Below are 7,322 nucleotides of genomic sequence, written 5' to 3'. Positions count from 1 at the left end.
TCGGCCAGCATGATCACCCTGGCGATGATCGACAACCTCGCCAAACGCCTCACCGCCGAAACCACCCCAACCTGGCGAGACGACTAAACCCTCATAACTCACAAACTACGTGAATCAGACGTCCTCTGAGACACCCTCCAACGCCAGCCCCAAAGATCCACGCTCGCTGTTGGGCTGGGTGGCGGTGCCGTTGGCGGCCACCCGTCGGCTGGCTCCGAGCGCTGCTCCGAGGGTCGTGAGGCACCCATCAGCGCCGGTCGCAAAGATCCACGCTCGCCCCTGCGCTGCGCCGGGCCGGGCCGGGCCGGGTGGGTTGGTGATGGAGCTGGCGGCCATGTGTTGGCTGGCTTCGAGGCCGTTCCGGGGGTCGTGTGGCACCTTTCAGCGCCGGTCGCAAAGATCCACGCTTGCCCCTGGGCCGCGCCGGGCCGGGCCGGGCCGGGTTGGGCCGGGCCGGATTGGGTGGGGTGGTGGTGGAGTTGGCGGCCATGTGTTGGCTGGCTTCGAGGGCTGTTCCGGGGGTCGTGTGGCACCTTTCAGCGCCGGTCGCAAAGATCCACGCTTGCCCCTGGGCTGCGCCGGGCCGGGTTGGGTGGGGTGGTGGTGCAGCTGGCGGCCACGCGTCGGCTGGCTCCGGGAGCTGTTTCGAGGCCCGTGAGGCACCTTTCAGCGCCGGTCGTGAAGATCCGCGCTTGCCCCTGCGCTGCGCCGGGCCGGGCCGGGTTGGGTGGGTTGGTGGTGGAGTTGGCGCCCATGCGTCGGCTGGCTTCGAGGGCCGTTTCGAGGGTCGTGTGGCACCTTTCAGCGCCAGTCGCAAAGATCCACGCTCGCCCCTGGGCTGCGCCGGGCCGGGCCGGGCCGGGCCGGGCCGGGTTGGGTGGCGGTGCAGTTGGCGGCCACGCTGAGCAGGACGGCGGTGTGACGGGCACCCCCGCAAAACGCCGCCGGTGTCGAGGCAGCTGATTTGCCGACGCCAGCGGGGTGTGCTGGCGGCGGGAAATCACCTGCCTCGACACCGGTTACAAGGCGTTTTGCCGCGGAGCGAAGCGGAGCAATCAAACACAGCACAGTTCCCGGGTGGCCTGGGCGAAGGGGAAGGTCGGCCACCCGGGAACGCGCGTCAGGGGCGGGGGTTGCCGTAGTAGGCGCCCGGGCCGTGTTTGCGTTTGAAGTGGCGTTCCTGGAGGTGTGGCGGGGTGGAGGCGGCCGGGTTGAGGGCGAGTGTCTTGATGGCCATTTCGGCGACCGCTTCGAGGATGATGCCGTGTTCGACTGATTTTTTCGGGGTGGCGCCCCACGTGAACGGGCCGTGGTTGGCGACCAGTGCGGCGGGCATGCCGGCGGCGGCTTCGTCGTCGCCGATGCGTTCGACGATGACGCGGCCGGTGTTGAGTTCGTAGTCGGTGGCGCATTCGGCGGGGGTGAGGCCGCGGGTGACGGGGACGGGGCCGTCGAAGGTGTCGGCGTGTGTGGTGCCGAGGACCGGGATGTCCCGGTTGGCTTGGGCGAACGCGACGGCGTTCGTCGAGTGGGTGTGGGTGACGCCGCCGATCGAGGGCCATGCGAGGTAGAAGGCGCGGTGGCTTTCACTGTCGACGGAGGGGCGCAGGTCGCCTTCGATGACTTTGCCGGTTTCCAGGTCGACGGGGACCATGTCGTCCTCGGTGAGGTCGGAGTACGCCACGCCGGACGGCTTGATCAGGTAGTAGCCGCCCTCGCGGTCGATGCCGCTGACGTTGCCCCAGGTCAGCTGGGCGAGCCCGGCTGCCGGGATCATCTGGTTGGCCAGCAGCACGGCCCGGCGCAGGTCCGGTGAACCGTATGTCACGTCGTCGTCTCCTCGACCGCCATTGTTAGCGCTAACGATAGAGATCTTCGGCGTGCCTGCACAAGTCCGAAACGCGGGGGATGTTAGCGATCAACTCCGGCCCGGCGGGCTGGTCGTTCCAGGTGACGGGGGACGTTCCCGGCCGGTGGCCGTGGCTGCGGGACCCGGGTGGAGGCGGAGGGCATCGACGGCGCGCGCCAGGTGAACCGGACCCCGTCGAGCTCGATGGTCTCGCCGGCCGCGCAGAGCCCGGACATGCGATCGCCCTGGCTGTCGCCGCGGCCGTAGACGATCATCAGCCGGGTCTCCGCCGTGGGGCTGCCGGCCGTGGTGTGCACGGCCCAGACCTCGCCGTAGCCGCGCAGGCCGGTGCCGCCCGCGGTCAGCAGCGAGGCGCGGCCACGCAGCGGCACGACGAGCTCGTGCCCGCTGATGTCACGGATGTGCAGGGTGCCGGAGAGCCGGGGCACCTTGCGCCGGAACCATCCGCCCGCCCCGGAGGCCACTGTTCACCGTCCGTTCTCGTCGTTGAGCACTCCTCGGACTGTAGTGGCCGGTGGCCAGGACGCAACCGTCCGTCACCCGGCCGGGGCCGCGGCGCTGGTCCGGGCGACGAGGCGGGGCGCGACCACCACGCCGTCGGGTGGGGTGTCGCCGTCGGGCAGGTCCAGGTGGCGCAGCAGCAGGGCGAGTGCGCGCCGGCCGAGTTCGGCGAAATCCTGGTGGACGGTGGTGAGCGGGGGCAGGAAATATCCGGAGTCAGGCATGTCGTCGAAACCGACCACACTCACCTCCTCGGGTACCCGGCGACCGGATTCGTGCATGGCGCGCAGCACGCCCAGGGCGATCCGGTCGTTGGCGCAGAACACCGCGGTCACCGCCGGGTCGGCGGCCAGGCGGCGGCCCTGCTCGTAGCCGGCGGCGGCGTCCCACCAGCCGGCGGTCACCGGCGGTACGACGGCGCCGGCCGCGTACAGGGTCTCGCGCCAGCCGTCCACCCGGGCCTGTGCCTCCGGCCAGTCGAGCGGTCCGGCGACATGGTGGACGGTGGCGTGCCCGAGGTCGAGCAGGTGCCGGGTGGCGAGGCGGGCGCCGGCGCTGTTGTCGACCCGTACGGTCGGGAAGCCGGCCTGCCCGTCCCCGCCCACCGCGACGCACGCCATCCCGGCCGGGGCGTGGGTGAGCGCCGTGGTGACGGCCGGCTTGGGGGCGATGGCGATGATCCCGTCGACGCCGTGCTGGACGAGGCGGTCGACGGCTTCGAGTACGGGCCGGTGCGACAGGTCCCGTACGGTGGCGACGCTGACCAGGTACCCGGCGGCGCGGGCGGCGCTCTCGATGCCGTACAGCATGGACTCCGGCCCGAACAGGGTGGTCTCGAAGCCGACGATGCCGAGGGTGTGCGACTCCCGGGTGGCGAGGGTCCGCGCGGCCAGGTTCCTCCGGTAGTTGAGCGATCGCATCGCGGCCAGGACGCGTTCCCGGGTCTCGGCCCGGACGTTGGGATGCTCGTTGATGACCCGCGAGACGGTCTGATGCGAGACACCGGCCAGTTTGGCCACGTCGCGCATGACGCTCCCGCGCTCCTTGGAGGTTCGCCGGGAGACGGGTACGGGCAGGTCAGCGGTGGCTTCGGGAGCTCCCGGCGCCGGCTCAGGTGTCGCCATTGGATGATTCCTAGCAGCTTGTGCCCGATCACCGGCGGTGACGTGGGCGTTCTTGCAACCTTTACGAAACAGCGATCGGGATCTCTTGACGAGCGCGATGAGAACGGTAACACTCTCGAAACGCAAGCTGTGACGGCGATCGCAACACACCGCGATCTTCGCGGCCTGGAGCGGGGACGCTTCTGCCGCTACTTATTTGTGAACGGTAACAGTTTCGGGAGGTTATGGTGCGCAGGAACTACGCGGCCGCGGTCCTCGGTGGTCTTCTGCTGGTCTCCTCGCTCGCCGGTTGCGGCGGCGGGGACAGCGGCTCCGAGGATGGCGGCGACGACAAGCTGGTTCTCGGTTTCTCCCAGGTGGGTGCCGAGAGCGGCTGGCGTACCGCGAACACGAAGTCGATCCAGGAGTCGGCCGCGGCCGCCGGGATCGAGCTCAAGTTCTCCGACGCGCAGGGTAAGCAGGAGAACCAGATCTCCGCCATCCGCTCGTTCATCACCCAGAAGGTCGACGTCATCGCCTTCTCGCCGGTGGTCGTCTCCGGCTGGGACGCGGTGCTCAAGGAGGCCAAGGACGCCGGCATCCCGGTCATCCTGACCGACCGCGCGGTCGACTCGCAGGACACCTCGCTGTACGCGTCCTTCATCGGCTCGGACTTCGTCGAGGAGGGCAAGAAGGCCGGTGAGTGGCTGGCCAAGGAGTACGAGGGCAAGAGCGAGCCGGTCAACATCGTCGAGCTGCAGGGCACCACGGGCTCGGCGCCGGCCCTGGACCGGCAGAAGGGCTTCGCCGACGTGATCGCGGGGAACCCCAACCTCAAGATCGTCAAGTCGCAGACCGGTGACTTCAAGCGCGCCGACGGCAAGACGGTCATGGAGACCTTCCTGCAGTCCACTCCGGACATCGACGTGCTCTACGCTCACAACGACGACATGGGCCTGGGCGCCATCGAGGCGATCGAGGCCGCCGGCAAGAAGCCCGGCACCGACATCAAGATCATCACGGTGGACGCGGTCAAGGACGGCATGACCGCCCTGGCCGACGGCAAGATCAACTTCATCGTCGAGTGCAGCCCGCTCCTCGGCCCGCAGCTGATGGAGCTGGCCAAGAAGGTCGACGCCGGCGAGACGGTGGAGAAGCGGGTCCTCACCAAGGAGACCACCTTCACCCAGGAGCAGGCCAAGACCGAGCTCCCCAACCGCCAGTACTGATTGATCTGCTCGTGGGTCGCCCCGGCCGGCACCGGCCGGGGCGCCTGCGGCGCTCGAAACGGAGCATCCCATGGGCGAGCAGTCCCCGGTCCTCGAGATGACCGGGATCAGAAAAGTCTTCCCCGGCGTCGTCGCCCTCGACGGCGTCGATTTCCGCATGTTCCCGGGTGAGGTTCACGCTCTCATGGGCGAGAACGGGGCCGGCAAGTCAACCCTCATCAAGACACTCACCGGCGTCTACGAGATCGACGGCGGCGAGATCAGGCTCGGCGGCGTCCCGGTGCGGATCTCCGGGCCGTTGCAGGCCCAGCAGGCCGGTGTGAGCACGGTCTACCAGGAGGTCAATCTCTGCACCAACCTCTCGGTGGCGGAGAACATCTTCATCGGTCGTGAGCCGCGCCGGTTCGGCAAGATCCAATGGGGCAGGATGCGGCGCCGTGCCGCGGAGCTGCTCGCCCGGCTCGACCTCGACCTCGACGTGTCGGCGCCGCTCAGCTCGTACTCGCTGGCGATCCAGCAGATGGTGGCGATCGCGCGCGCGGTCGACGTCGAGGCGCGGGTGCTGATCCTCGACGAGCCGACCTCCAGCCTGGACGCCTCCGAGGTGGAACAGCTGTTCCGGGTGATGCGCCAGCTCAAGGAGAGCGGCGTGGCGATCCTGTTCGTCTCGCACTTCCTGGACCAGATCTACGAGGTCTCGGACCGGCTCACCGTGCTGCGCAACGGTCAGCTGATCGGTGAGCACCGGGTCGAGGAGCTGTCCCAGGTGCAGCTCGTCGAGAAGATGATCGGCAAGGAGCTCGCGGCGCTGGAGGACGTGGAGGACAAGGCGCAGCGCAACCGGGAGCGGGCGGCCGAGGCCACGCCGGTCGTGGAGGCCCGGGGGCTGGGCCGGACCGGCGCGATCGCCCCGTACGACCTGACCATCCACGAGGGTGAGGTGGTCGGGCTGGCCGGTCTGCTCGGGTCGGGGCGTACCGAGCTGGCCCGCCTGCTGTTCGGCGCGGACAAGGCCGACCACGGTGAGCTGACGGTCTCCGGCAAGCCGGTCAACCTGCGCAACCCGCAGGTCGCGATGAAGAAGGGGATCGCCTTCTCCTCGGAGAACCGGCGGACCGAGGGCATCATCGGCGACCTCACCGTCCGGGAGAACATCATCCTGGCCTTGCAGGCGGCCCGCGGCTGGACCCGGCCGATCCCGCGCAAGAAGCAGGACGAGATCGTCGACAAGTACATCAAGGCCCTCCAGATCCGGCCCGCCGATCCGGAGCGCCCGGTGCGCAACCTCAGCGGCGGCAACCAGCAGAAGGTGCTGCTCGCCCGGTGGCTGATCACCGAGCCCAAGCTCCTGATCATCGACGAGCCGACCCGTGGCATCGACGTCGGCGCCAAGGCGGAGATCCAGCGGCTGGTGGCCGAACTGTCCGACGGCGGCATGGCGGTGCTGTTCGTCAGCGCCGAGCTGGAGGAGGTCCTCCGGCTCAGCCACAAGATCGGCGTGCTGCGTGACCGCCGCCTGATCGAGGAGCTGGAGAACACCGCCGGCGTGGACGCCGACCGCATCATGCAGACCATCGCCAGCGGAGCAACCTCATGATCAGCATCTTCAAGAACCGGCTGTTCTGGCCAGCGGCGATCCTGGTGGTGCTGCTGGTCATCAACATGTTCACCTCGAGGCAGTTCGTCACGGTGCAGGACGGGCACCTGTTCGGCACCCTCATCGACATCCTGCGCAACAGCGCGCCGCTGATCCTGGTCGGCCTCGGCATGACACTGGTCATCTCGACCGGCGGCATCGACCTCTCGGTCGGTTCGGTGATGGCGATCTCCGCGGCCGTGGCCTGTCTGCTGATCCAGGACCTCGACGACCAGAACAGCGTCGGGCCGGTGCTGCTGATCATCGGTATCGCGATCGTGGTGTCGATGCTCATGGGCCTGTGGAACGGCGCCCTGGTGGCGATCATCGGCATTCAGCCCATCATCGCGACGCTCATCCTGATGGTGGCCGGCCGCGGCATCGCCCAGCTGATCACCGACGGTCAGATCATCAACGTGCAGTCCGGCCCGTACGCGACGATCGCCTCGGGTTTCTTCGCCGCCCTGCCGGTGGCCCTGCTCATCGCGGTGGCGGCCACCGCCCTGATCCTGCTGCTGACCCGGCGCACCGCGCTCGGCCTGCTGCTGGAGTCGGTCGGCGGCAGCCCCACGGCGAGCCGGCTGGCCGGTATCGGCGCCCGCCGGCTGACGATCATGGTGTACGTGGTGGCGGGCGGTCTCGCCGGCCTCGCCGGCCTGATCTACAGCGCCAACATCAAGAGCGCGGACAGCATCTCGGCCGGCAACCTCATCGAGCTCGACGCCATCCTGGCCGTGGTGATCGGCGGCACCGCCCTGGTCGGTGGCCGGTTCTCGATCATCGGCACCGTGCTGGGCGCCGTCCTGATCCAGACGCTGGCCGTCACGGTGGTCGCGATCGGCATCCCGTCCGAGGCGAACCTGCTGTTCAAGGCGGTCGTGGTGGTGGCGCTCTGTCTGTTCCAGTCGCCGACCCTCCGGGAGAAGGTCTTCGGGCGACTCACCCCGCGTAGCGCTGCCGGAGCGGAGGTCACGGCATGACCG

General features: G+C 69.0%; 6 protein-coding genes. 3 read left to right on the top strand and 3 right to left on the bottom strand.

The features are described from left to right. Positions 1-1,120: 1,120 nt before the first annotated feature. The 3 genes from araD to J5X75_RS29610 all read right to left on the bottom strand — a co-directional run bounded on the left by araD (position 1,121) and on the right by J5X75_RS29610 (position 3,399). On the bottom strand, positions 1,121-1,828 hold the full coding sequence (araD, locus tag J5X75_RS29620) for an L-ribulose-5-phosphate 4-epimerase AraD (RefSeq protein ID WP_208470812.1): 708 nt from the start codon (positions 1,826-1,828) through the stop codon (positions 1,121-1,123). 83 nt (positions 1,829-1,911) lie between these two features. After that, positions 1,912-2,334, bottom strand: coding sequence for a hypothetical protein (locus J5X75_RS29615; protein ID WP_208470811.1), 423 nt, complete (start codon positions 2,332-2,334; stop codon positions 1,912-1,914). Positions 2,335-2,406: 72 nt separating this feature from the next. After that, positions 2,407-3,399 (bottom strand): LacI family DNA-binding transcriptional regulator, encoded by a 993-nt coding sequence (locus J5X75_RS29610; protein ID WP_208470810.1) that lies wholly within the window; start codon positions 3,397-3,399, stop codon positions 2,407-2,409. Positions 3,400-3,719: 320 nt separating this feature from the next. On the opposite strand from J5X75_RS29610, the gene J5X75_RS29605 reads away from it, so the two are divergent. The 3 genes from J5X75_RS29605 (at position 3,720) to J5X75_RS29595 (ending at position 7,319) form a co-directional block, all read left to right on the top strand. After that, on the top strand, positions 3,720-4,703 hold the full coding sequence (locus J5X75_RS29605) for an ABC transporter substrate-binding protein (protein ID WP_208470809.1): 984 nt from the start codon (positions 3,720-3,722) through the stop codon (positions 4,701-4,703). A gap of 70 nt (positions 4,704-4,773) precedes the next feature. Next, the gene (locus tag J5X75_RS29600; RefSeq protein ID WP_208470808.1) at positions 4,774-6,300 is read left to right on the top strand and encodes a sugar ABC transporter ATP-binding protein; all 1,527 of its coding nucleotides are present in this window, start codon (positions 4,774-4,776) and stop codon (positions 6,298-6,300) included. Then, positions 6,297-7,319 carry an ABC transporter permease gene (locus tag J5X75_RS29595; RefSeq protein WP_238489753.1) on the top strand — a complete coding sequence of 341 codons (1,023 nt, stop codon included), beginning with the start codon at positions 6,297-6,299 and terminating at the stop codon, positions 7,317-7,319. The genes J5X75_RS29600 and J5X75_RS29595 overlap by 4 nt, the downstream gene beginning before the upstream one ends. Positions 7,320-7,322: the final 3 nt, after the last annotated feature.

This window comes from Actinoplanes flavus (assembly GCF_017592555.1).
Lineage (GTDB): Bacteria > Actinomycetota > Actinomycetes > Mycobacteriales > Micromonosporaceae > Actinoplanes > Actinoplanes flavus.
The sequence above is the reverse complement of the archived record's forward strand: the minus strand, read 5'-3'. Positions and strand labels throughout refer to the sequence as shown.